The organism is Microvirga tunisiensis (genome assembly GCF_009296175.1).
In the GTDB taxonomy this organism is placed as follows: domain Bacteria; phylum Pseudomonadota; class Alphaproteobacteria; order Rhizobiales; family Beijerinckiaceae; genus Microvirga; species Microvirga tunisiensis.
This window is the reverse complement of the sequence record NZ_VOSK01000914.1, coordinates 1-750: the sequence shown is the minus strand read 5'-3', so window position 1 is coordinate 750 and position 750 is coordinate 1. Positions and strand designations below refer to the sequence as shown.

Sequence of the window (750 nt, the reverse complement as noted above, 5' to 3'; positions counted from 1 at the left end):
CGACGACGCCGACCCGTATCGACAATCTCAACTCGATCCATAGCCGCACTGTCCTTTTTGACGTCAATAAGGACAGTCAGTGCCAAATCCGACAATTCCTACAAGGCGGCCCACCTCGGATGCGTACACCACATCCCACCACTTCTGTACTCCTGTCGCGGTCGCACAGGGGCCCTGAAAGCGTCCGGTTCCACCGGTTTTGGCCTTTTTGAATGCTTCGTACGCTTCATTGCCGGCGATGCCGCTCCAGAGATCAGCCCAGTTGCGGCCCTCGATCGTACCGAAGTCCGCCACCTCCATCGCCCGCAGGCCGCCCTGGCTCAGGAAGCGGAGGCGGCCCTTCAAGTCAAAGACTTTGATGCAGTCGTCCGAACTCGCCAGGAGGCGTTGTGTGAGCTCCTCGCTGTCGGTTGCCGTCCTGGTGGCGAGTTTCAATTCGAGTTGGCAAATAACGGCCTCAGCAAGGGCCGTCAGTGCCCCTTCCTGCTGTTCGCTCAGTCCCTGAGGGCGCGCTTCATGATCGAGCACACACAGCATTCCAAGCGGCAAACCGTCCTTCGTCTTTAAAGGGGCTCCGGCGTAAAAGGACAGTCCGGAACATTCCTCTATAGCGGATTCCTTCCGTACGCATCCGAGGTGGGCCGCCTTGTAGGAATTGTCGGATTTGGCACTGACTGTCCTTATTGACGTCAAAAAGGACAGTGCGGCTATGGATCGAGTTGAGATTGTCGATACGGGTCGGCGTCGTCG

At 57.9% G+C, this 750-nt stretch carries 1 protein-coding gene; it reads right to left on the bottom strand.

Annotation, left to right across the window (positions count from 1 at the left end; translation table 11 throughout):
• Positions 1-63: 63 nt before the first annotated feature.
• On the bottom strand, positions 64-750 hold a 687-nt coding region (locus tag FS320_RS50105; protein ID WP_152718793.1), incomplete at its 5' end, for a PAS domain-containing protein.